Annotated in this window: 23 protein-coding genes; 8 read left to right on the top strand and 15 right to left on the bottom strand. The window is 56.3% G+C overall.

Going from position 1 to position 22,877, the window contains the following annotated elements:
- Positions 1-2: 2 nt before the first annotated feature.
- The 4 genes from gspF to gspC are packed head-to-tail and all read right to left on the bottom strand — an operon-like array spanning position 3 to position 5,363.
- Positions 3-1,211, bottom strand: a complete 1,209-nt coding sequence (gspF, locus tag K5E19_RS08620) for a type II secretion system inner membrane protein GspF (RefSeq protein WP_221550833.1) — start codon at positions 1,209-1,211, stop codon at positions 3-5.
- On the bottom strand, positions 1,211-2,689 hold the full coding sequence (gene gspE / locus K5E19_RS08615; RefSeq protein WP_221550831.1) for a type II secretion system ATPase GspE: 1,479 nt from the start codon (positions 2,687-2,689) through the stop codon (positions 1,211-1,213). The genes gspF and gspE overlap by 1 nt, the downstream gene beginning before the upstream one ends.
- 12 nt (positions 2,690-2,701) lie before the next feature.
- Positions 2,702-4,618, bottom strand: a complete 1,917-nt coding sequence (gene gspD, locus K5E19_RS08610) for a type II secretion system secretin GspD (RefSeq protein ID WP_221550829.1) — start codon at positions 4,616-4,618, stop codon at positions 2,702-2,704.
- Between the two features lie 13 nt (positions 4,619-4,631).
- On the bottom strand, positions 4,632-5,363 hold the full coding sequence (gene gspC, locus K5E19_RS08605) for a type II secretion system protein GspC (RefSeq protein ID WP_221550828.1): 732 nt from the start codon (positions 5,361-5,363) through the stop codon (positions 4,632-4,634).
- A 300-nt stretch (positions 5,364-5,663) separates the two neighbouring features.
- On the opposite strand from gspC, the gene K5E19_RS08600 reads away from it, so the two are divergent.
- Both K5E19_RS08600 and K5E19_RS08595 read left to right on the top strand, forming a co-directional pair.
- Complete coding sequence (locus K5E19_RS08600; protein ID WP_221550827.1) at positions 5,664-7,229, top strand: peptidoglycan-binding domain-containing protein; 1,566 nt, start codon at positions 5,664-5,666, stop codon at positions 7,227-7,229.
- On the top strand, positions 7,229-7,855 hold the full coding sequence (locus K5E19_RS08595) for a hypothetical protein (RefSeq protein ID WP_221550825.1): 627 nt from the start codon (positions 7,229-7,231) through the stop codon (positions 7,853-7,855). Before K5E19_RS08600 ends, K5E19_RS08595 begins: the two co-directional genes overlap by 1 nt.
- On the opposite strand, the gene K5E19_RS08590 is transcribed toward K5E19_RS08595, so the two are convergent.
- The 3 genes from K5E19_RS08590 to K5E19_RS08580 all read right to left on the bottom strand — a co-directional run bounded on the left by K5E19_RS08590 (position 7,856) and on the right by K5E19_RS08580 (position 9,901).
- Complete coding sequence (locus tag K5E19_RS08590) at positions 7,856-8,479, bottom strand: helix-turn-helix domain-containing protein (RefSeq protein WP_221550824.1); 624 nt, start codon at positions 8,477-8,479, stop codon at positions 7,856-7,858.
- Between the two features lie 271 nt (positions 8,480-8,750).
- Entirely contained in the window at positions 8,751-9,581 is an 831-nt protein-coding gene (locus K5E19_RS08585) for an N-acetylmuramoyl-L-alanine amidase (RefSeq protein ID WP_221550823.1), read from the bottom strand.
- Positions 9,578-9,901: a heavy metal-binding domain-containing protein gene (locus tag K5E19_RS08580; protein ID WP_006174327.1), complete on the bottom strand. Its 324-nt coding sequence runs from the start codon at positions 9,899-9,901 to the stop codon at positions 9,578-9,580. The genes K5E19_RS08585 and K5E19_RS08580 overlap by 4 nt, the downstream gene beginning before the upstream one ends.
- A gap of 97 nt (positions 9,902-9,998) precedes the next feature.
- Between K5E19_RS08580 and K5E19_RS08575 the strand changes: the two genes are divergently transcribed.
- From K5E19_RS08575 to artJ, 6 genes are all read left to right on the top strand, one after another.
- Positions 9,999-10,517, top strand: coding sequence for a lipoprotein (locus K5E19_RS08575; RefSeq protein WP_221550822.1), 519 nt, complete (start codon positions 9,999-10,001; stop codon positions 10,515-10,517).
- A 226-nt stretch (positions 10,518-10,743) separates the two neighbouring features.
- Positions 10,744-11,472 carry an arginine ABC transporter ATP-binding protein ArtP gene (gene artP / locus K5E19_RS08570; RefSeq protein WP_119934911.1) on the top strand — a complete coding sequence of 243 codons (729 nt, stop codon included), beginning with the start codon at positions 10,744-10,746 and terminating at the stop codon, positions 11,470-11,472.
- 19 nt (positions 11,473-11,491) lie between these two features.
- The gene (gene artI / locus K5E19_RS08565) at positions 11,492-12,223 is read left to right on the top strand and encodes an arginine ABC transporter substrate-binding protein ArtI (RefSeq protein ID WP_020689903.1); all 732 of its coding nucleotides are present in this window, start codon (positions 11,492-11,494) and stop codon (positions 12,221-12,223) included.
- 6 nt (positions 12,224-12,229) lie between these two features.
- Positions 12,230-12,946, top strand: coding sequence for an arginine ABC transporter permease ArtQ (gene artQ / locus K5E19_RS08560; RefSeq protein WP_221550821.1), 717 nt, complete (start codon positions 12,230-12,232; stop codon positions 12,944-12,946).
- Positions 12,946-13,614 carry an arginine ABC transporter permease ArtM gene (gene artM / locus K5E19_RS08555; RefSeq protein WP_010429086.1) on the top strand — a complete coding sequence of 223 codons (669 nt, stop codon included), beginning with the start codon at positions 12,946-12,948 and terminating at the stop codon, positions 13,612-13,614. The genes artQ and artM overlap by 1 nt, the downstream gene beginning before the upstream one ends.
- A gap of 179 nt (positions 13,615-13,793) precedes the next feature.
- Complete coding sequence (gene artJ / locus K5E19_RS08550; RefSeq protein ID WP_221550820.1) at positions 13,794-14,525, top strand: arginine ABC transporter substrate-binding protein ArtJ; 732 nt, start codon at positions 13,794-13,796, stop codon at positions 14,523-14,525.
- 86 nt (positions 14,526-14,611) lie between these two features.
- Here the strand turns inward: artJ and K5E19_RS08545 are convergent, their stop codons facing one another.
- The 8 genes from K5E19_RS08545 to potF all read right to left on the bottom strand — a co-directional run bounded on the left by K5E19_RS08545 (position 14,612) and on the right by potF (position 22,751).
- Entirely contained in the window at positions 14,612-16,081 is a 1,470-nt protein-coding gene (locus K5E19_RS08545; protein ID WP_221550819.1) for an ATP-binding protein, read from the bottom strand.
- Positions 16,065-16,772: a response regulator transcription factor gene (locus K5E19_RS08540; RefSeq protein ID WP_221550818.1), complete on the bottom strand. Its 708-nt coding sequence runs from the start codon at positions 16,770-16,772 to the stop codon at positions 16,065-16,067. Before K5E19_RS08540 ends, K5E19_RS08545 begins: the two co-directional genes overlap by 17 nt.
- A gap of 105 nt (positions 16,773-16,877) precedes the next feature.
- Complete coding sequence (gene rlmC / locus K5E19_RS08535) at positions 16,878-18,017, bottom strand: 23S rRNA (uracil(747)-C(5))-methyltransferase RlmC (RefSeq protein WP_221550817.1); 1,140 nt, start codon at positions 18,015-18,017, stop codon at positions 16,878-16,880.
- 40 nt (positions 18,018-18,057) lie between these two features.
- The gene (locus K5E19_RS08530) at positions 18,058-18,531 is read right to left on the bottom strand and encodes a YbjO family protein (RefSeq protein ID WP_120158432.1); all 474 of its coding nucleotides are present in this window, start codon (positions 18,529-18,531) and stop codon (positions 18,058-18,060) included.
- A gap of 65 nt (positions 18,532-18,596) precedes the next feature.
- Positions 18,597-19,442, bottom strand: coding sequence for a putrescine ABC transporter permease PotI (gene potI, locus K5E19_RS08525; protein WP_028012508.1), 846 nt, complete (start codon positions 19,440-19,442; stop codon positions 18,597-18,599).
- On the bottom strand, positions 19,439-20,392 hold the full coding sequence (gene potH / locus K5E19_RS08520; RefSeq protein WP_221550815.1) for a putrescine ABC transporter permease PotH: 954 nt from the start codon (positions 20,390-20,392) through the stop codon (positions 19,439-19,441). The genes potI and potH overlap by 4 nt, the downstream gene beginning before the upstream one ends.
- A gap of 9 nt (positions 20,393-20,401) precedes the next feature.
- Positions 20,402-21,535, bottom strand: a complete 1,134-nt coding sequence (potG, locus tag K5E19_RS08515; protein ID WP_024907855.1) for a putrescine ABC transporter ATP-binding subunit PotG — start codon at positions 21,533-21,535, stop codon at positions 20,402-20,404.
- Between the two features lie 103 nt (positions 21,536-21,638).
- The gene (gene potF, locus K5E19_RS08510) at positions 21,639-22,751 is read right to left on the bottom strand and encodes a spermidine/putrescine ABC transporter substrate-binding protein PotF (RefSeq protein ID WP_221550813.1); all 1,113 of its coding nucleotides are present in this window, start codon (positions 22,749-22,751) and stop codon (positions 21,639-21,641) included.
- Between the last annotated feature and the right edge of the window lie 126 nt (positions 22,752-22,877).

Below are 22,877 nucleotides of genomic sequence, written 5' to 3'. Positions count from 1 at the left end.
ATTTAACCTACCATATTATTAAGTTGCAGAAGCGGTTGTAATATTGACAGCACGATGAATAAAACAATCGTCGCCATGGATACCACCAGCGCCGGTTCAAATACCGACAGCGTTAACGTAATTCGATGCTGTAATGCCGATTCCTGGTTTTCCGCCGCGCGGTCCATTAAATTGCCTAATTCCCCGCTCTCTTCGCCGGAGGCAATCATGTAAAGCATGGTTGGCGGGAATAGCTTCGCCTGCTCCAGCGCCGCATAAAGCGATGCCCCCTGGCGCACGGTATCCGCCGCCTGCTCCAGCACCTGCCGGGCGTAGAGGTTTTCGATACCGTCCATCGCGATATACATCCCCTCCAGCAGCGGCACGCTGCTGGCCTGCAGAATGCTCAGGGTGCGGATATAGCGGGCGCTGTTGATGGCGCAAACCAGCTTTTTAATCGGCGAACCGTTTACCAGCCAGCTGTTCCAGCGAAAACGGTTTTTGGCATTCCTGAGCCAGGTTTTGAAGCCGATAAAGCCACCGCCCAGGATCCCGACAATATAGATGCCGTAGGCCTGCAGGAAATCGCTCACCGCAATCAGCGTACGGGTGGTAATCGGCAGCTGCTGCTTCATGTGGGTGAACTGCTCGATCACCTGCGGCACCACCGCCACCAGCAGAATGCTGATGACCGCGATGGCCACCACCGTCAGGGTGATCGGGTAGACCATCGCCTGCGTCAGCTTGCTTTTCATCTTCTGGCGCTGCTCGTTGTACTCCGCCAGCTTCTCCAGCACGTCACCCAGGTGGCCGGTCTTTTCACCGGCCATCACCAGCGTGCAGTAGAGCTTGTCGAAGGTGCGCGGAAACTGGCTGAAGGCGTCAAACAGCGTGTGCCCTTCCACCACTTTTTCACGAATTTCCACCACCATCGCCGCCAGCTTTTTGTCTTCCGTCTGCTTAGAGATGGCCTTCAGCGCGCTCTCCAGCGGCAGCGCGGCGTTGACCAGCGTGGAGAGCTGGCGGGTAAACATCGACAGCACCGGCGTGGAGAGCTTTACCCCGGTCTTTGCCTTACCGGACGCCGCCGCCTCGCGGGTTTCGGTGATGGTGACGGGCATCAGCTTTTGCTCGCGAAGCATCTGACGAACCTGCTTTTGCCCTTCGGCCTGCAGCGTACCGCGCCGGGTTTTCCCCGCCGCATCCGTTGCCGTCCAGGCGTAGAAGGCCATTATTCATCCCCCCCACGCTCGGCGGTGACGCGCATGACTTCTTCCAGCGAGGTCACGCCGCTAATCACCTTCAGCAGCCCGTTTTCGCGCAGGCTGTAGGCCTGCTTAAAGAGCTGCGTTTCGATGGACATCTCGTCTTTATCTTCATGAATGGCGCGGCGCATGGTGCTGTCCACTACCAGGAACTCATGAATGCCGGCGCGGCCCTGGTAGCCGCTCTGGCGGCAGTGCTCGCAGCCCACCGCGCGGTAAATCGCTTTAGGCGGCGTGTCCATAAAGCTGAACAGCGCTTTTTCATTGGCGTCCAGCGGACTGGTGGTCCGGCAGTGGGTACACAGCCGACGCACCAGACGCTGGGCAATGACACCGAGCAACGATGAACAGATTAAAAAGGACTCCAGCCCCATATCCCGCAGGCGGGTAATCGCCCCTGCGGCGCTGTTGGTGTGCAGCGTAGACATGACCAGGTGACCGGTGAGCGACGCCTGCACCGCAATTTGCGCGGTTTCGCCGTCACGAATTTCCCCGATCATCACCACGTCCGGGTCCTGACGCAGAATGGCGCGCAGCCCGCGGGCAAAGGTCATGTCCACGCGCGGGTTCACCTGCGTCTGCCCCACCCCTTCCAGCTCGTATTCAATCGGGTCTTCAACGGTCAGGATGTTGCGTTCATGGCCGTTCAGCGCCGAGAGAATGGCGTACAGGGTGGTACTTTTACCGGAACCTGTCGGCCCGGTGACCAGGATGATGCCGTGCGGGCGGTCAATCAGCCCTTTTAACTTCTCCAGCTCTTCATCAATCAGCCCCAGCTTGTTGATGTCGGGCTTGAGGTTACTTTTGTCGAGCAGACGCATGACCACGCGCTCGCCGTACTGGGACGGAATGGTCGACACGCGCACGTCGATGGCCTTGCGGCCAATGCGCAGGGAGATACGGCCATCCTGCGGCAGGCGCTTCTCGGCGATGTCGAGTTTTGACATGACCTTGATGCGCGACACCAGCAGCGGCGCGAGCTTACGCGCCGGCTGCAGCACCGGGCGCAGCACGCCGTCGACGCGAAAACGGATGCTCAGCGTGCGCTCGAAGGTTTCGATATGAATATCCGACGCGCCGTCTTTGACCGCCTCGCCGAGAATGGCGTTGATCAGGCGGATCACCGGGGAGTTTTCGTCGTTATCAAGCAGATCCTCGTTGTCCGGGATCTCCTCGGTTAATGCCATCAGATCGATATCCGCGTCCATGTCGTCCACAAGCTGCTGCGACACGCCGCTGCTCTGCTGCCAGATTTTGGCCAGCATCTCGTCAAAGGCTTCCGGCGTCAGGGTCACCGGGACGAACGCGCGTCCCAGCACCCGGCGCACCTCCAGCAGTGCAAACGCCGGGGTGTCATCACGGATAAAGACGTCATTGTTGTAAAACAGAACGCCGTTATCTTTCGCGTAGCTGCTGCTACACAGGGTTTTAGTCAGTTCGTCCACGGTGCCCCCGCCTTAATCTTTAAACGGATTGCGTGTCGTACTGGTTTTTACCGGTGCGGCAGGGGTTGAGGGAAAGGCTGGCAGAATGGCGTTATCCACCGGTTCGATAATGCCGAGCTTTTTCTCTTCAACGCGCTGCTGCTGACGGGCGCGGATCTGGTCATATTTCTCTTTCGACGCCGCGCTGTAATTGTCGTCGTCGCGCAGGACGGTGGTATGGATAAACACCATCAGGTTGCGCTTCGACGTATCCTGCGAGGTGTAGCGGAACAGCTGGCCGACCAGCGGGATATCGCCCAGCAGCGGCACTTTGGAGACCGACTGCTTGGTGACGTTTTCCATCAGGCCGCCGAGCACCACCGTCTGCCCGCTGTGAACCATCACTTCGTTATTGATGGTGCGGGTGTTGAAGGTTGGGCCGAGGCTGGCGTCTTCCGTCGCGCTGTTGTCAACGCTGGAGACTTCCTGCTCAATCTTCAGGTGGATCATGTCGCCGTCGTTGATTTGCGGCACAATTTTCAGCTTGGTACCGACCGTCTTACGCTCGACGGAGTTAAAGACGTTGTCGCCGCTGGTGGTCTGCGAGCCGGAGAGCACCGGCACATCCTGACCGACGTTGAACGACGCCTCTTTGTTATCCAGCGTCACGACGCTTGGCGTGGAGAGAATGTCGTTTTTGCCGTCGGTGGAGAGCGCGGTCATCAGGGCACCGAAATCGCCGTTAAAGAAGCCGGTCGCCAGGCCGGTAAAGCTCGCCCCCTTCATGGTGCCGTTCTTAATCTGGCTGATTGGCAGGCCGGTAGATCCGAACTGCACGCCGCCGTGCTTGCTGGTCCACTGCACGCCGAGATCCAGGCCGTTACCGTCCTGCACTTCAGCAATGATCGCTTCCACCAGCACCTGCGGACGGCGGATGTCGAGCTTGTCGATCACCTTCTCAAGCGAGTTCATCACGTTAGGCTGGGCGGTGATCACCAGCGAGTTGGTTGATTCGTCGGCGGTAATGTTCAGATCCGTCGAGGCGCTCGCGGTTTTCGCTTTTGCGGTACCCGGCTTGTCCTTCAGCTGTTCGCCAATTCCGGTAAGCACCGGCACCACCTTCGTGGCGTTGGCATATTTGAGGTAGAAGACGCGGGTATTCCCCTCGTTGTTCTGCTCGCGATCCAGCTGATGGATCAGGGAACGGGTGCGCATGCGCGCATCTTCCGAGCCGCTGATCACCAGGCTGTTGGTTTCGTCATCCGCCACCACTTTGGTCGCCAGCTGCGGCGCGTTCTGCCCCTTCTGCTCTTCGTTGTTGAGGTTGTTCAACATGTCGGAGAGATCTTTGGCGGAGGCAAAGCGCAGCGGCACGATCTCGCGGCGCTGAATACCGTCTTTATCGACGCGCTGCACCAGATCCACCAGGCGGTTTACCACCGAGGCTTTACCGGTCAACAGCAGCACGTTGGACGGCTCAAAATGCACCACGTTGCCGATGCCGGTGGCGTCGTTGAGCTGGCGCAGCAGCGGAGCCAGTTCGCGCACCGGCACGTTTTCCATGCGCACCACGCGGGTGATGATCTCATCGCCCTTGCCGGGATTTTTGCTGTCGGCCAGCGGCGCGCCGGCGGTGCGGGCGACGCTTGAGCGCACCACTTTCACCATGCCGTTGTCCATCGGGATCACCGACAGGCCGTACAGGTCCAGCACGCTCAGGAAGAACTGGTAATACTCATCTTCCGTCAGCACGTTGTAGGTTCTTACCGACACCGAGCCCTGAACGGACGGGTCGACGAGAATGGTTTTATTCAGATTGCGGCCTACCGTATCGATAAACTCGCGGATATCGGTATTTTTAAAGCTCGCGCTAAAGTTGGCTGCAAGCAGCGAACTCGAATATAACGACAATGCGGTCAGCGCCACGCACGCCCAAGGAAATTTCTTCATGTCTGTACACTTGTTAATTGTTTAGAACATTAACCCGAATATTTTCAAGGTGAGCGTGACGTCTGACGACGACCTCCGCTTCTTTCATTTTCGACCAGCTGGCAATAATACTTTTTGCCTTTGCTTCATCGGTCATATCGACAGAATTGACTTTTACTGCCACATCACCCTTTTTCAGCCCTGAATGGCTGTAGAAGGAGGAGGCATTCCTTGGATTAATGTTGTAGCCTTCCAGCTGGCCCTTATCGATTAACGGCTTTAACACCAGATAATCATCCAGATGCACGCTGTCCGCGCCTGCATCTTTCGTCGATTTGCTTGCCGGGCCGCTGTCAACGCCGCCCTTAAAATAATCAGGCTTATTTAACGCCAGTACCTGCGTAGCACCTTCGTAATTAACCACCACATTGTCTTTATTAATTTCCTGTATAAAGGCATCGTTGAAACCAGTCAGCGCCTCACCCTCACGATAGCTCTTTTGTCCTCCCGGCGTTTTGATGACCGCGAAGGAGAGCCAGGCGTCATCGCTGCTCACGATCCCTTCGATTTCCGCCGCCAGCGGGGCTTTTACCGCCGTCGGAACGTTATCCTGGCGAACTGCTGCGGTAAAAAGCGTGAATGTCTTTTCATCACGGCGGTTTTTAAGCGGCTGTTCATCTAAATTAGCCAACTTATTCGTAACTTTTTTATACTCTTTAAACGTGAGATAACCTTGTTGGCCGCAAAAAATTAACAGCACAAACATAATGCAAGGCGTTATCCACCGTGACAGAAATGAGAACCTCATTTTTCATCTGGCCTTTAGCAAAGCGAAAATAAGCAGCGTCGTACTGCGCCAATATGTGGGAAAATAGTAATTATCTGTTGCTAATACGACCACCGGCTTCGCCACTAACTTTCATAAAGAAAAATATTGACCGTATAAAATCCAGATGTTAGGCCTCACCGGCAGGATATTTTTACCCTGTGCGCAAATTGACCACCCTATAGCGTTGCTTTACTTTCTCGTCCTGTTGCTATTCCTAATCAGAGACGGTAAGTCGTTATGTATCAGAGCCACTTCAATTTTAAAAATCCGCCCTTTCGGAAGATCGTCCGGTTATCCGGTGATTTTCTGGTGCCTTATCATCAGGACGTGTTCAACCTTCTGAAAGAGAAAGCCCAGCAGGCGGGAATTAGCGGCCTCTTTTCAGACGACGCCCAGCTGTTGAGCCAGTTCAGCAATGCGCTGAAATTCACGACCCCCGGCGTGCTTGCCATCAATGCGTTTCCCAAACTGAGTGCCAGTAGCCTGCTGTACAAGCTCAGTCCGGGGACGAAAGAGAGCAAGAACCGTATTCAGGCGGTGGATGCCGTGCTGCGTCAGTGGCAGGAAGGGAAAACGAAAGCCAAAGTGCTGGTCATCGCCCATACCGAAGCGATGAAAGACAACTGCCGGGAAGTTCTGGCGATGCTGCTCACCCGCGCTCACGAGCTGGATTTCCGGTTATCCGTGGTGTTGATGGGCGCAGCGGATCAGGAAGCCGTTCTGATGCAGCAGACTGAGCTGCGCGAATACACGCACACACATCATGCCTTGCGTCCCCTGACCTGCCGGGAATTCCTGAGCTATGTTCAGGCGCAGTGTGAAGAGCACGGGTGCGAGACTTCGCCGTTAACGCCGGCGCGCGTGCGCAAGATGCATGCCCTGACCAAAGGAAATATCAGCAAGCTTAACGAGCTGGCGCACCTGTCGCTGCTGGCCGCCTGGACCGAACGTGCACGACAGGTCAGCCCGCGTCATTTACGCCTGGCGGCTGGTGAGATCCTGCCCGCGAAAAAACACGGTAAGCGCCTGGCAACCGTGGGCTTATTCGCGTCCGTGCTGTTTGCCGCCTGCGGCTGGTATTTAACGTCCTCGATTAGTGCAAGACTGCCGGTTCAACTGCCCGTTCCCGTCAGCTGGCAACACCAGACACCAAAAGTACAGGCGCCCGTGGTGCCGGCCATCGACAACGAAGTTGTTAATCAGCCGGACGCCATGCATCAGCTTTATCAGATGTGGGGCTATGACGCCTCGGCGGAAGATGCCCTGTGTCAAAACGCCGCGAAGGTGAACCTGATGTGTAAACAGGGAAATGCCTCGCCGGATGTACTGGCGAAAGAAGGCTATCCGTGGGTCAGTGAACTCAAAACCGGCAACCACCTTAACTACGCCGTGGTCGCCCGCGTTGGGGATACCTCTCTCGACCTGCTGATGAACAACCGTACCTGGCAGGTGAGCCGCAGTTGGTTTAATCAGCATGCGACCGGTAACTATACCCAACTGCACCGTCTGACGCCGGAAGGCAAAGACGCCATTAGCGCCGCCAGCGATGCAAAAGACATGGGCTGGCTTGACCAGCAGTTGAGCGTAGCCCTTAACCAGCCGGAAACCCATGCCCAGACCTGGACGGCAGAGCTGATGAAACGCACCCGCGAGTTCCAGCAAAAAATGCATCTGCACGTGGATGGCATTCCTGGGGAAGATACGCTGATGCAGTTAATGCGAGAAACCGATACCGCGCCGAGCGTATTGATTCAGGCCTCTCGTTCCACACCGGACGCGAAAACGCAGGAGAAGCATTCCTAATGTCTACCATCTGTCTTGCGGCCCAGCGCAGCTACTCTACCGGGGAGGCGGTCTGGTTTTCGTACCGCCTCCCCAGCCTGAAAAAAACGTTTGGCAACGCCTTTCTCTGGATGCTTGGCCTTTGCGCCATGCTGACGGCGGGACTGTACGCGCATATTTACTGGAACCTGCGCCACCCTGCGCCGGAACCGGTAAAAGTGAGCGTCGCCAAACCGGAAACGCAGCTTTCGGATATGCATTATGTGTATGTGAGCAAGCCGTTCCCGCATCCGCAGCCGAAACCCGTTCCCGTGCATACCGATGTCCCGGCCATGCAGGATTTGCCGATTAACAGCGATGATGCCGACTGGCAGCAGGCGCCCGATGGCACCGTTCCGCACGATACCTCGCGGGATACCTTACCGGGAACCGAAGCGCACGACGTTGCCCCCGCCAGCGCAGGCAGCGATGATTCATCATTAACGGCGTTATTTAAGCAGGCGTTAAAAGAACAAGAGCAGGATTATTCTCAAGGCAAAATTCCCGCGCCGCCGGTAGACGAAACGCAGGATAATCCTCAAAGCAGTGTGCTACACGAAGATAAGGCGCGATCTCCCTTAAGTATTAAAGGAGACCGGCTGGAGTAATTAATATTTTTCTGGCAGAGCGGTGAGATTAAGCAGTCGACCTTTTTCCACCACGATATATTGACCTTTCTTCAGGTCGGAGAGAATTTTAATGATGGTGCTGCGTGCCAGGTTGGTATATTCCTGGATGTAATCATAAATATTGATATCGCGCTGATGATGAACAATAAGCTCATTAATCTCGTACAAGAATTCACGCACCACAGAGTAAGCGCTGCGGGCAACCAGCACATCGTCACGTTTGCTCAGCATACAGATGTACCAGGAGAGCACTTTGGTCAGTTCAGGCCATAAGTTGTTATCGGTCATCAGCTGCGCGAAGACCTCTTTCCTGATCGAGCGCACTACGGTGTTGGCGCGAACGAGGCCGTACATATGGGTTGCGTTATAGTACATAGCAGAGAGACCAAAAATGCACTGGCCCGTGACCGAGAACATGCACAGTTCGTCAGATTCGCGGCGGAATTCAACTTCACCGCTGACGATGATATGAATATATTGCGAATCAGACGTGGATATTTTCTGCCATTTTTTTAAGGTTTTCTCTTCAAAACCTGACGTTGCAGAAATAATGGCTTCCATTTCTTGTTGCGGACGTAATTTTTTTGCATAGATGCTTAACATTGTTATACCCGATTTAAGATGTGAAATTTACAAGTTCAGGCACAAGGCAAAAAAAAGCCTTAACCTTCGAATATTTTCCTGATGATGTTCTCAAGGAGAAAAATAAAGAGTAAATGCGATATATTTATTTGCTGCATTACTTAGCAAGCTATGTGTCCATCTTAAATCCGGATAATTTTAAGTCAATTAACTAAAAATGAATTGAGTTTGTACTTAAGATTAATCTTAACGAAAACAGTCTAAAAATACTCATTCGGGGGTAACCGAAGGATTACCCCTGCCCATATTTTTCTAACAGTGCTTCTGCAATCGCCAGGGTTTCTACATCCGCGACGCCGTTCCACAGGTCAGGCCGGAAATGCATCTGGAACGCCGTGATGATGCGCTTTTGCTGCGCCGGGGTGCCGTCAACCGGCACCTCATAGCCATACCGCGCGAGGAGATCGAGTAATGCTCCGGTATCCACCTGCTGATAGCGCGGACGACCGTTTATATAGAACGCGACCCGTGCCGGATCGGGCCATGCGCCAATGCCCTGCTGAGCAAGCTGTCGCCACGGGAACAGCGGACCGGGATCGTCCTTACGTTGCGGGGCGATGTCCGAATGGGCCACCACATTTTCAGGCCTGATGTTGTAGCGGCTAATAATGTCTTTGGCGAGCGGCACCAGCGCCGCAATTTGCGCAGGCTCAAAAGGGGTAAAGTGCTTAACGCCAGCGTTTTTTTGCCAGCCACGGTTCTCCAGCTCAATCCCCACGGACGTATCATTGATACGGTTGGTGCCGCGCCAGAAGCTGATCCCGGCATGCCACGCCAGTTCGCTTTCAGGCACCAGCTGCCAGATACGCGGTTTGCCATCAGGTGCAGGAGGAATAGCCGGAATGAGATAGTGGGAGCTGACATTTTTGTCCGTTAAGGTCGCCAGCGAGCTGTCAAAATCATCCGCGGTATAGTGGATCACCAGCACCTTGATACGCGGGTAGGCCGCCTGCGCCTGATGGCGGGTATCCAGCTCGTAGGCACCTTTATCAATAATGCCCTTTTCCGTGGCGCACCCTGCCAGCAGCAGCGCCAGCAGGAGCGTTGAAAGCGAACGCTTCATCGACGGGTTTTCACCGCCGTACCGCTCACGCTCACCATCAGCATACTGGCATCTTTACCGACCGTTTCGTAGTCGATATCAATACCCACAACGGCATCGGCGCCCAGCGCTTTTGCCTGCTCGCCCAGCTCTTTAAAGGCAATCTCGCGGGCCTTACGCAGCTCTTTCTCGTAAGCACCCGAGCGTCCGCCGACGATGTCGCGAATCCCGGCAAAAAAGTCGCGGAAGATATTGGCGCCCAGAATCGCTTCGCCCGTCACGACGCCGCAATACTCGGTAATCGGCTGCCCTTCCAGGGTTGGGGTGGTTGAAAACTGCATACTTTCTCTCCTTCTTTAGCGTTCAATGCCTTACCACCAGCATTATCGGTTCGTTACGCTATGATTGAAAGGATAGTTAATAAATAAGGAAATCAACATGCGCTACTCTGCTTTAACGCTTTTAGTGCCTTGCGCGCTGGTGCTCAGCGCGTGCACCACCCCGGTCACGCCAGCCTTTAAGGATATCGGTACCCGCAGCGGCCCCTGCATTGACGGTGGCCCGGATACCGTGGCGCAACAGTTTTATGATTATCGTATTCAGCATCGCGGTAACGATCTTACTGCCCTTCGTCCGTATTTGAGCGACGGTCTGGCCAAACTGCTGAACGATGCGACCCGCGATCCGCAGCATAACGCGCTGCTTCAATCGGACCCGTTCTCCAGCCGCACCACGCTGCCCGACAGCGCCGAGGTCGCGAGTGCTTCCACCATCCCAAATACCGATGCGCGAAATATCCCGCTGCGCGTGAAGCTGACGCAGGGCACCCAGTCCTGGCAGGATGAAGTGCTGATGATCCGCGAAGGGCAGTGCTGGGCCGTCGACGACGTACGCTACATCGGCGGCAGCGTTCATGCCCCGGCAGGCACGCTGCGCCAGTCGATTGAGAACCGCTAATTCATCAGTAAAATAATTGTTAACCCCGTAAAATGTCCGGCATTTCTCGCGGAATGCCGACATTTATACTCGCCCCCCTTGCCCTTCGCTATTTTGTGCTATGTTTAAGAGGAAACACGGGTTATATTTAACTTTTAACGCAGAAATATTGCATAACTATTCTGTCAACGGTACTATCTGCGGCCTCAATTGCTATAGATTGCCTGGATGAGTAAAGACTGCCCCGATGAGTATTAAACTAAACGGCATTAACTGCTTCTACGGCGCACACCAGGCGCTGTTCGACATCACGCTGAACTGCCCGGAGGGCGAAACGCTGGTTTTGCTCGGCCCAAGCGGCGCAGGTAAAAGTTCCCTTCTGCGTGTCCTTAATCTGCTTGAAATGCCCCGCTCGGGTACGCTGGCGATTGCCGGTAACCATTTTGATTTTGCGAAAACGCCGTCTGATAAAGCGATTCGTGAACTGCGTCAAAATGTCGGCATGGTCTTTCAGCAATACAATCTCTGGCCGCACCTGACCGTTCTGCAAAACCTGATTGAAGCGCCGTGCCGCGTGCTCGGTTTAAGCAAAGACCAGGCGATGGCGCGTGCCGAAAAGCTGCTGGAACGTCTGCGTCTTAAGCCGTACAGCGATCGCTATCCTTTACACCTCTCCGGCGGTCAGCAGCAGCGCGTGGCGATTGCCCGCGCGCTGATGATGGAGCCTGCGGTTCTGCTGTTTGATGAACCGACCGCAGCGCTGGACCCGGAAATCACCGCCCAGATCGTGAGCATTATTCGCGAGCTGGCGGAAACCAACATTACCCAGGTCATCGTGACCCATGAAGTGGAAGTGGCGCGCAAAACCGCCAGCCGCGTGGTTTACATGGAAAACGGGTATATCGTTGAGCAAGGTGACGCGAGCTGCTTCACGAACCCGCAAACCGATGCCTTCAAAAATTACTTATCTCACTGATGTGTTAGGGAAAATGATAATGAAAAAAGTATTGATTGCCGCGCTGCTTGCTAGCGTCAGCCTTTCCGCTACCGCAGCCCAGACCATTCGTTTCGCCACCGAAGCGTCTTATCCTCCGTTTGAATCCATCGATGCGAACAACAAAATTGTTGGCTTCGACGTGGACCTGGCTAACGCCCTGTGTAAAGAGATCGACGCGACCTGTACCTTCAGCAACCAGGCGTTCGACAGCCTGATCCCAAGCCTGAAGTTCCGCCGTATCGACGCCGTGATGGCCGGGATGGACATTACCCCTGAGCGTGAAAAGCAGGTGCTGTTCACCACTCCTTACTACGACAACTCCGCCCTGTTCATTGGTCAGAAAGGCAAGTTCACCTCTGTCGATCAGCTGAAAGGCAAGAAAGTGGGCGTGCAGAACGGCACCACGCACCAGAAATTCATCATGGATAAACATCCGGAAATCACCACCGTTCCGTATGACAGCTACCAGAACGCCAAGCTGGATCTGCAAAATGGCCGTATCGACGGCGTATTTGGTGATACCGCGGTCGTGACCGAGTGGCTGAAAGCCAACGACAAGCTGGCGCCAGTGGGCGACAAAGTGACCGATAAGGATTACTTCGGTACCGGTCTGGGGATTGCCGTTCGTCAGGGCAACACTGAGCTGCAGCAGAAATTCAACGCTGCGCTGGAAAAAGTGAAGAAAGACGGCACCTACGAAACCATCTACAAAAAATGGTTCCAGAAGTAATTCCTGATGAATGAAATTCTTCCATTAGCAAGCGCCGCCGGGATGACCGTCGGCCTTGCCGTTTGTGCACTGATTATCGGCCTTGTGCTGGCGATGTTCTTTGCGGTGTGGGAATCAGCAAAATGGTTCCCCGTTGCATGGACGGGCTCCGCGCTGGTGACCGTACTGCGTGGGCTGCCGGAAATTCTGGTGGTCCTGTTTATCTATTTCGGCTCCTCACAGCTGCTGCTGACGCTGTCGGACGGCTTCACGATCAATCTCGGCTTTGCGCATATCCCTGTGCAGATGCAGATTGAAAACTTCGACGTCAGCCCGTTCCTGTGCGGCGTGATTGCCCTCTCCCTGCTCTACTCTGCCTACGCGTCACAAACGCTGCGCGGGGCGCTGAAGGCGGTTCCGCAAGGACAGTGGGAATCCGGTCAGGCGCTCGGCATGTCGAAAGCGGCGATCTTTTTCCGCCTGGTAATGCCGCAGATGTGGCGTCATGCCCTGCCGGGGCTGGGTAACCAGTGGCTGGTGTTGCTGAAAGATACCGCGCTGGTGAGCCTCATCAGCGTGAACGATTTAATGCTGCAGACCAAAAGTATCGCCACCCGTACCCAGGAGCCGTTTACCTGGTACATCGTGGCGGCGGCAATCTACCTGGTGATCACGTTGCTGAGTCAGTACATCCTCAAACGCATCGACCTGCGTGCAACGCGTTTTGAACGGAGACCGGGCTGATGCTTGACTACTTACCCGAGCTGATGAAGGGGCTGCACACCAGCCTGACGCTGACCGTCGCGTCCATCGTCGTGGCGCTGATCCTGGCGCTGATATTCACCATCATCCTGACGCTGAAAACGCCGGTGCTGGTGTGGATTGTGCGTGCCTACATCACCCTGTTTACCGGCACGCCGCTGCTGGTGCAGATCTTCCTGATTTACTATGGCCCGGGCCAGTTCCCGTCGCTGCAGGAGTATCCGGTTATCTGGCATCTGCTCTCTGAGCCGTGGCTGTGCGCCCTGATTGCGCTCTCATTGAACAGTGCGGCCTATACCACCCAACTGTTCTACGGGGCGATCCGCGCCATTCCTGAAGGACAATGGCAGTCCTGCGGGGCGCTGGGCATGAGCAAGAAAGACACGCTGGCGATCCTGCTGCCGTACGCCTTCAAGCGCGCGCTCTCCTCCTATTCCAACGAAGTGGTGCTGGTGTTCAAGAGTACCTCTCTGGCCTACACCATCACGCTGATGGAGGTGATGGGCCACGGACAGCTGCTTTACGGACGCACCTACGACGTCATGGTGTTCGGCGCGGCGGGTCTGGTGTATCTGGTGGTCAACGGTCTGTTGACGCTGATGATGCGCCTGATCGAGCGTAAAGCGTTAGCGTTTGAGCGCAGAAATTAATCGGCTTAATGCATAAATTTGTGTTTCGAATGCGGGTAACCTGATGGGTTATCCGCATTTTTTTATGCATAAAATAATATTTAATCATATTTATTGCATATAAATTCATTCAATGGCATTGTACATCCATGCCGCAGACACGGCGCATAATGACAAGATAGACAGACGGGAGCATTACAATGAAAAAGTTAGTTCTGGCCGCATTACTGGCAACCTTCGCCGCTGGCGCATCCGCTGCAGATAAAATCAATTTTGGCGTTTCCGCCACCTATCCACCGTTTGAATCGCTGGATGCCAGCAACCAGATCGTCGGTTTCGACATCGACCTGGCGAAAGCGCTGTGCAAACAAATGCAAGCCGACTGCACCTTTACCAACCATGCCTTCGACAGCCTGATCCCGTCGCTGAAATTCAAGAAATACGACGCGGTGATCTCCGGAATGGACATCACGCCAGAGCGCAGCAAGCAGGTCTCCTTCACCGACCCGTACTACGCCAACTCTGCGGTAGTGATTGCGAAGAAAGGCGCTTATACCTCTTTCGATCAGCTGAAAGGCAAACGCATCGGGATGGAAAACGGCACCACGCACCAGAAATACCTCCAGGACAAGCATCCTGAAGTGAAAACCGTGGCTTATGACAGCTACCAGAACGCGATTATCGACCTGAAAAATGGCCGCATCGACGGCGTGTTCGGCGATACCGCCGTGGTGAACGAATGGCTGAAAACCAACCCTCAGCTGGGCACCGCAACCGAGAAAGTGACCGATCCACAGTACTTTGGTACAGGCCTCGGCATCGCGGTACGTCCGGATAACAAAGCCCTGCTGGAAAAACTGAACGGCGCGCTGAAAGCGATTAAAGCGGACGGTACGTATCAGAAAATCAGCGAGCAGTGGTTCCCGCAGTAACGTTTTTTGCCGGGTGACGGCTGCGCCTTACCCGGCCTACGGGGGGAGTTGTAGGCCGGGTAAGCGCAGCGCCACCCGGCAATTTCTTAAAGCGGCACAAAGAACCTGAACCGCGCCCCGCTCACCGACTCCATCAGCCTGATCCCACCGCCGTGCAGCTCCAGCATTCTCTTAACGATTAACAGCCCCAACCCGCCGCGATTCTCCCGCGATGCCTGGGTATTAAGCGCCGATGGCCGCTGGAACAGATCGTCGCGCAGCGAGGCATCCACGCCCGTTCCGCTGTCAGCCACTTCGACCTGAAGCCGTTCATTCTCCTGCCAGACCGCCAGACGAATTTCCCCGCCGGTTGGCGTATGGCGCATCGCGTTATCGAGCAGGTTGGTCACCACGCGTTCGATCATCGACACATCGGCGTTAATCAGCGGCAGCGGTCCCGGCACGTCAATATGCAGATTCACTTCCCGCGTGCGGGCGGTGAGCTCAAACTTCTGCGCCACGTCGGAGATCAACTCCCCCATCGCGAAACGCTCTCGCTGCGGCTTAATGCCGCCGTGCTCAAGGCGCGCCAGCTCAAACAGCTGCTGTGACAGATGACGGACTTTTTGCCCCTGACGCAGCGCGGTGGCGAGATACTGCTGGTGCTCCTGCGGCGTCAGCGTGGCGGATTTTAGCGAAAGGGTTTCCAGATAGCCCAGCAGTGAGGTCAGCGGCGTACGGAGATCGTGCGAAATGTTGGCAATAAACTCCCGGCGCTGGCGATCGCTGTCGGCCAACTGGTCCCACTGGCGGGTGATTTTGCGCGCCAGCTCGATAAAGCTGTTGCGCAGGATAGCCACTTCATCCTTTGCCGCCGCGTCCGACGGCTGCGCCGCCAGCTGCCTGATAGCGCTGATGCTGTCCTGCTCCAGCCCGGCGACTTCGACCGTCAGCTGTTTTACCGGGCGCGTGACCCAGTACCAGATGAGCAACCCCGCCAGCAGGCCAAACAGCGCGACCCACAGCAATGACCACAGCACCGTGCTCCACAGCGCCTTATGCCAGGCCATCTCCGCCAGCGCGTTGGACTCCTCTCCCTGCAAAATGATGTAGAGGTAGCCTTTTAGCTCGCCGTCCTGCCGCAGCGGCGTGGCGCTAAACACCTTTTTATTTTGACTGCGCGGATCGTCGCCCAGGATCGGTATGGCGGTACCGCTCAGGAAGGTCTGAACCGGCGCCAGGTCGATTTTTTGCCGCTGAATATGCCCCGGCGGTGCGGCATCGGCCAGGATATCGCCGTCCGGGGAGACGACATACAGCTCAACGCTCGGATTAAAGGTCATCAGCCGGTCAAACAGCGGCTTGAGTGCCGTTCGGTCGACCCTGCCCTGTGCGTCCAGAATCGGTTCGCGCTGAACGATCTGCTGCGCCAGCCCGCCCGACAGCCGCTGCACCATCGCGTTACCGTACTGCGTGCTGCTGTAGAGTTGTACCGCGCAGGCGACGGTGGCGCAGAGCATCATCAGCAGGATGAACAGCAGCGTCAGCCGCTGGCTCAGGCTAAAGCGGCGCATCATGGTTTTGCTCCGCAAACTTGTAGCCCTTGCCCCAGACGGTGCGAATAATCTCCGGCTCGGCGGCGTCCTTCTCAATCTTGATGCGCAGGCGGTTGATATGGGTGTTAACGGTGTGCTCATAGCCTTCGTGCTGGTAACCCCAGACCTGCTCCAGCAGCGCTAAGCGGGAAAACACCTCGCCAGGATGACGAGCAAAGAAGTACAGCAATTCGAACTCGCGAGGGGTGAGATCCACCACCTGGCCGTGAAGCAGCACGCTGCGCGCCAGCGGATCGATGGTCAGACCCTGGGCCTGAATTTGACCGTCGGTTTGCGCCTGGCCCATCGCCTGCTGGCGGCGGAACAGCGCTTTGATGCGCGCAATTAATTCCTGCACCGAGAACGGCTTAGCCAGATAATCATCGGCACCGGTTTCCAGCCCGGTGATTCGGTCGGTTTCGCTGCTGCGGGCGCTGATGATGATCACCGGCAGGTAGCGCGTCATCTGACGGATGCGACGGCAAATCTCCAGACCGTCAACGTTGGGCAGCATCAGGTCGAGGATCACCGCATCCCACGGCTGTTTTTCAAGGCGCAGTAAGGCATTGCCCCCGTCGGGCTCGTGGGTGATGGCGTAGCCTTCGTCTTCTAAATTGAGTCGCAGAAGCGCCGCGATATCGTGGTCGTCTTCCACCAGCAGGATCTGCTTCATGGGTAAGCCTTTATTCATGTCTTATGACGTAAGCTTACCTGATTTCGAGCGGGGGAAGAGTTCACATTTTGTTGAACATTGTGCGGGGTTCATGCCGGGTGGCGGCTACGCCTTACCCGGCCTACGGGTTAACAACGTCAACACTTCGTAATGCGCGGTATGCGGGAACATATCGAAAAGCTGAACGCGTTCAATGCGGTAGCCCGGCAGGCCGGCGATGTCTTTCGCCATAGTCTGCGCGTTACAGCTGGAATAGACAATGTAGTCCGGTGCCATCTGGCTCAGATAGTCGCACAGCGCTTTTCCGATGCCACGACGCGGCGGGTTCACCAGCACCAGCTCCGGCACGTTGCCCTGGCCGGTCGCAAACTGCGTGGAGTCCAGCGCCTGAAAGCGCAGATTCGTTAACCCCAGCCCGGCGGCGGACTGTTTCGCGCAGGCAATCGCCTCGGCAGAGATCTCAATGCCGGTCAGCTGCATCTCTGGCGTGGCGCAGTGCAGGCCAAAGCCGCCCACGCCGCAGAACAGATCCCACATATGCTGGATGTTTAACGCGCGCACCCAGTCGCGGGCGGTGGCGTACAGGCTGCTAGCCACTGTCGGGTTAGTCTGGAAGAAGCTTTGCGGGCGGATCCACAGCGGCACGCCGTTGAAGCTTTCGGCCAGCGCGTGCTGTTCGGTGAAGAAAATCTCTTTTTCCCCTTCCATGATCGCCATATGCACCGGCTGAATATTCGCCGTAATGACCTTAAGCTGCGGAAGCTGTTCCTGCAGCCACGGCAGCGCCGCGCGCAGCTGCTCCAGCTTGGCCTCCGAGCGCAGCACGAAGCGCAGCATCATGCCGCCGTCTTTCTGGCTTTCGGTCAGCAGAAGGTATTTCAGCTCGCCGCGTCTGCGGGCGACGTTGTAAGGCGTTAACCCTGCACGCGCAATAAAGGGTTTCAGCGCGGCAAAGACGGGCTCAAAGGAAGCGGGATACAGCGGACAGTCGGTTAAGTCTTCCGGCGTGCCGTCGCGGTGCAGCATTCCCAGCAGCGGTTTTTCAACACTGCCGCTGACGACCATTTTGGCTTTATTGCGAAAGCCCTGCTCCGGGCCGCTGACGGGTGCGCACCACTCGCCCACCGCGTGTGCTGCCAGCAGCTGTTGCAGGTCGGCCATTTTGGCGGTGAGTTGTTGAGAGACCGGCTGTTCTATCCACTGACAGGAGCGGCAGCGTCCGGCGTCATAGAGTGCGCACTGCATATGAAAACCTTAAGAATCACGAGGGCTGCGATTATACACATTATTGCAGGCGGAAGAACCGCCGACTGGAGGCAGGAATATAAAGCAGGCAGAGCACCAACATGTCCGGAAGCTTTTGCATCACCAGCGACTGGAAAATCTCCCGTCGGGAGCCGCCGGGAATGCTAAACAGTTCAGGATAGCCATAACCCAGCGAAGCTGCCCACAAATAGCCCGCAGCAATGATTTGCGTCAGCAAATAGACCCAGCGCGCCCAGTTGCGCCCTTTGACCAGCGAGAATGCACAGTAGATTTCAATAAACACCAGCACCAGGCTGCTCAAAAAGACCAGCGTCAGATTCCACGTCTGCACGCTGCGGTGAATGAATTCACCGATGCCGCGCACGCCCAGGGTGTTCAGAATCATCAGCACGTCCAGACAGCGGATCATAATAATGGCGAGCGCCGCCACCTGCACCAGCGCAGGAACGTTCGGACGAGCATGCGTATGACGTGTTTTTTGAAAGAATCCCAATGTTTTACTTCCCTGAAAAACAGTGCCGCGTCATGCGCGGCACTTCACTGGAAATTTTAAATGCTTCAGCCGCGTCTTGCACGCTGGATATCACGCACCCGCTGCTTTTCCGCGCGCGCCATCAAATACCAGGCGATAAATCCGACAATTCCGACCACGCCGAGGATGATAGAGGCCAGGGCGTTGATCTCCGGATTTACCCCCATACGCACGCTGGAGAAGACCAGCATTGGCAGCGTCGTCGCGCCCGGCCCGGAAACAAAGCTGGCGATGACCAGATCGTCGAGCGAGAGCGTAAACGCCAGCAGCCAGCCGGAGATCACCGCAGGCATAATCATCGGCAGCGTGATGATGAAAAAGACCTTCAGCGGCGTGGCGCCGAGATCCATTGCCGCCTCTTCAATGGAGCGATCCAGCTCGCGCAGGCGCGAGGAGATCACCACCGCCACGTAGGCGGTACAGAAGGTGACGTGGGCCAGCCAGATGGTGAGCATGCCGCGATCCGCCGGCCAGCCGATGGCGTGCGCCAGGGCAACGAACAGCAGCAGTAGGGACAGGCCGGTGATCACATCCGGCATCACCAGCGGGGCGGTGATCATAAAGGCAAAGCCGTTCGAACCGCGAAAACGCCCGAAGCGCACCATCACCAGCGCGGCGATGGTGCCCAGAACACAGGCCATCGTGGCCGCCAGTGCGGCGATGGTCAGGCTCAGCCCCACCGCGCTCATCATCGCATCGTCGTGGAACAGCTCGCTGTACCAGCGCGTCGACCAGCCCGCCCAGACCGTCACCAGCTTAGAGCTGTTGAACGAGTAGATCACCAGCATCAGCATCGGCGCATACAGGAAGGTAAAGCCAATCACCAGGATCAGAATTCGCCACGGAGAGCGCACTACCGGTAAGTTGTTCATCCGTGGTCTCCCATCTGTTTCTGCTGATGCTTGTGGAACCACATGATCGGCACGATCAGCAGCAACAGCATCACGATCGCCACCGCCGAGGCCACCGGCCAGTCGCGGTTATTGAAGAACTCCTGCCACAGCACGCGGCCAATCATGATGCTGTCCGGGCCGCCGAGCAGTTCCGGGATCACGAACTCCCCTACCGCCGGGATAAAGACCAGCATTGACCCGGCGATAATGCCGCCTTTGGTCAGCGGGACAATCACGCTAAAGAACGTTTTCAACGGGCGCGCGCCGAGATCGAGCGACGCTTCCACCAGCGAGTAATCAATGCGCGTCAGCGCCGTATAGATCGGCAGCACCATAAACGGCAGATAGGCGTACACAATGCCGATATAGACCGCGAGGTTGGTGTGCAGGATCGTCAACGGCTGATCGATAACCCCAAGCCACATCAGAAAGTTATTCAGTATGCCGTTGTTTTTCAGGATCCCCATCCACGCGTAAACGCGGATCAGGAACGAGGTCCACGACGGCAAAATCACCAGCAGCAGCAAAATATTCCGCGTCGACGGCTTGCTGTGCGCGACCGCCCAGGCCAGCGGATAGCCCATGAGAAGGCAGCAGATCGTCGAGATTGCCGCCACCTGCAGCGACTGCAAATAGGCTTCGAAATAGAGCGGGTCGTCGGTGAGCTGCAGGAAATTGCCCAGGTTTAAGGTCAGCGTCAGCTGCCCGTCGGCCCAGTCCAGCAGGTTGGTATACGGCGGGATCGCCCGCGCCATTTCCGCCAGGCTGATCTTGAAAACAATCAGGAACGGCAGCAGGAACAGCAGGATCAGCCACACGTACGGCATGGCGATCACCAGCTTGCGGCCGTGGTTCATCTTAAGGCGCGCCAGCCAGGGGGAAAAACCGCCCGGTGTTTTGACGCGGGCTGGAGGTTCAAGTGTACTCATGATCGCTCCTTATACCGTCAGCACGACGCAGCTGTCCGCGTCCCAGCACAGGCGCACTTCGTCGCCCCAGGTCGGCTGCCCCTTGCGATAACGGTGTTCGTTCTGCAGCTGGGCGCTGAGCATTTGTCCGCTTTTCAGACGCACGTGGTAAATAGACAGGTCGCCCAGATAGGCAATGTGCACCACTTCGCCCACGGCAAAGTTATAGCCATCGGCAGGCGGATCCTCACAGAGCATGATCTTCTCCGGACGCAGCGCGACGTAGACCGGCACGTTGTCCACCACGGAGTTATCAGGATCGACCTTAAGCGGATGCTGCAGCCCCGGCGATTCGATGACCAGACCATCTTCCTGACGATCTTTCAGCAGCCCTTCGAAGACGTTAACCGAGCCGATGAACTCCGCGCTGTAGCGGGTGGTTGGGTGCTCATAAATCTCTTCCGGCTCGCCAATCTGCACGAACTTCCCGCGGTTCATGATCGCAATACGCCCGGCCATGGTCATCGCCTCTTCCTGATCGTGCGTAACCATCACGCAGGTCACCCCCACGCGCTCGAGAATGTCCACCACTTCGAGCTGCATGCGGTCGCGCAGTTTTTTATCCAGCGCGCCCATCGGTTCGTCGAGCAGCAATAATTTCGGGCGTTTTGCCAGACTGCGTGCCAGCGCCACGCGCTGACGCTGGCCGCCGGAGAGCTGGTGCGGCTTACGCTTCGCGAACTCCTGCATGTGAACGAGGCTGAGCATCTCGGCCACGCGCGCGGTGATTTCCGCCTTCGGCAGCTTGTCCTGCTTCAGGCCAAAAGCGATGTTTTGCTCCACCGTCATGTGCGGAAACAGCGCGTAGGACTGGAACATCATGTTAATCGGCCGCTGATACGGCGGCACGCTGGAGAGATCCACGCCATCGAGCATGATTTGCCCGGCGGTGGGCTGTTCAAAACCCGCCAGCATACGCAGCAGGGTGGATTTACCACAGCCGGATGCGCCCAGCAGCGCGAAGATTTCGCCTTTGTAGATCGTCAGGCTGACGTCGTCCACGGCATGCTGGCCGTCGAAAGATTTGGTGAGGTTACGAATTTCAAGCAGCGGGGTCAGCGCTTTACGGACTTTCGCCTGCGGGCGGGGGATCGCGTCATTCACGGGGTGTTCTCCGGTAGAGATCAAATCATGGTGCAGGCGCACCAGAACGGTGCGCCTGTTGCCGGGGGCGCTAACGCTTGCCCGGCCTACGACTCACGGTAACTTATTTACCGCTCTTCACCTTGGTCCACGCGCGGGTACGCACGCGGTCAATTTTTGGATCCTGAACTTTCAGGGTGAAGAGCTTGGCGAACACGTCTGCCGGTGGATAAATCGCCGGGTTATTGCGGATCTCTTCGCTGACCAGCGGCACCGAGGCCTTGTTACCGTTCGCGTAGTAAACGTGGTCGCTGATGTGGGCAATCACCTCAGGACGCATCAGATAGTTGAGGAACTGATAGGCTTCGTCTTTGTTCTTCGCATCAGCAGGCATCGCGAAGACGTCGAAGAACGCCAGCGCCCCTTCTTTTGGAATGAAGTAAGAGACATTCACACCGTTTTTCGCCTCTTTCGCGCGGTTAGCCGCCTGCCACACGTCCCCTGCCCAGCCGATCGCGACGCAGATGTCGCCGTTCGCCAGGTCGTTGATGTACTGAGACGAATGGAAGTAACGAATGTTTGGACGCAGCTTGAGCAGCAGATCGGTCGCCGGACCGGTGTAGTCATTGGCCTTGTTGCTGTTCGGGTCTTTGCCCAGGTAGTTGAGCACGGTGGCGAAAATCTCTTCCGGCGCATCGAGGAAGGAAATGCCGCAGCTTTTCAGCTTCTCAAGGTTTTCCGGCTTCAGCACCACGTCCCAGCTGTCCAGCTTGACGTCCGGACCGAGCGCCGCTTTTACTTTATCGACGTTGTAGCCGATACCGGTGGTCGCCCACAGATAAGGCATCGCGTATTTGTTGTCCGGATCGTGCTTCGCCACCAGCTTCAGCACTTCCGGGTCGAGGTTTTTCCAGTTCGATAACTTGCTCTTATCCAACGGCTGGAAAACGCCTGCGGTCAGCTGACGCTCCAGGAAGCTTGCAGAAGGCACCACGAGATCAAACCCGGTGCTGCCTGCCATCAGTTTGCCTTCCAGCACTTCGTTGGAATCGAAAACGTCGTAGACCACTTTAATGCCGGTCTCTTTTTCAAAATTAGCGACTGTGTCCGGTGCGATATAGTCAGACCAGTTGTAAACGTGCAGCGTTTTTTGTTCCGCAGCGAGCGTGCCGGCAGAGACGGCCATCAGAGCACCCGCAACCAGACCCGATAACCATTTTTTATTCAAGGCGATCATATCGTTATTCCTTCTGAAAGCTCGTTAACAAACGAACCAAAACTGTGCAATCCGGATATATGCAAAAACCATGCATAGTTTGTCGTTCTGCCCGAAATAAAAATAAACCCCTTTCCTGGCAGGTTC

The organism is Enterobacter sp. RIT637, from assembly GCF_019718755.1.
Classification (GTDB): domain Bacteria; phylum Pseudomonadota; class Gammaproteobacteria; order Enterobacterales; family Enterobacteriaceae; genus Enterobacter.
The sequence above is the reverse complement of the archived record's forward strand: the minus strand, read 5'-3'. Positions and strand labels throughout refer to the sequence as shown.